Origin of the sequence: Kocuria subflava (assembly GCF_012163155.1) — a bacterium.
GTDB lineage: Bacteria > Actinomycetota > Actinomycetes > Actinomycetales > Micrococcaceae > Kocuria > Kocuria subflava.
In genome coordinates this window covers 1-717 of record NZ_JAAVUN010000120.1, presented here as the reverse complement: position 1 = coordinate 717, position 717 = coordinate 1, and the positions used below count along the sequence as shown (strand labels likewise).

Annotated in this window: 1 protein-coding gene; it reads right to left on the bottom strand. The window is 62.8% G+C overall.

What is annotated here, in order from left to right:
• Entirely contained in the window at positions 1–498 is a 498-nt protein-coding gene (locus tag GTW58_RS13300) for a tetratricopeptide repeat protein (RefSeq protein ID WP_168023585.1), read from the bottom strand.
• Positions 499–717: the final 219 nt, after the last annotated feature.

Genomic DNA, 717 nt, shown 5'->3' with positions numbered 1-717 from the left:
TTAGGCCTGTTCCGTCAGGGCTGCTGCATATCCGCGGATGGCAGGCCCATATCGGACGATCTCCGGGCGATCCAAGCAGTCCGCCACCATGGTGAGGACTTCCCCCAGAGCTGCACCATGCTGTCCAGATTCATGGAGTGTGAGCGCATGGAAGACGACGAGCGCGGCGTCGTCAGGAAACTGCTCCCGCGCCCTCTCGAACACCACCAAGGACTCTTCGATCCGCCCGACGTTCTTGAGCGTGCTCCCGTACGGCAGGTAGAACGCACGAAGGGAGTCCCCGCCCAACCCCGCGTCCAAGGCCCGTTCGTAGAACTCCAAGGCCCGCTGCTCCTGACCCGCGGTGTCATAGGCACCGCCCACCTTGAAGAGCACTTCGGGGTCGCCCGGATGCTTCGCCAGGAGAGCCTCGAAGGCTTCGATGGTCGGCGCCATGTTCGCGCGGTCACGCGCGTTGAAGATGGCGTCGAGTTGGCGGCGGAGGTCGTCACTGGTCATTCGGCAACGCTACCCGCCCATTCCGCCTCCTCCCTGCGCCGAGTTCGGGGTTGTTCCCCCCTATGGAGCCGAATAGACGGAACAACCCCTAAATCGGCGGAGGGGTTTTTAATCAGGCTACTGATGAATAGGCTGGTGGCGAGCGCTCTTCGGAGCCACGGCAACCACAATCGACCAGGAGGCCTTCATGAGCTCGAACCAGGACGCACACAACGAGAC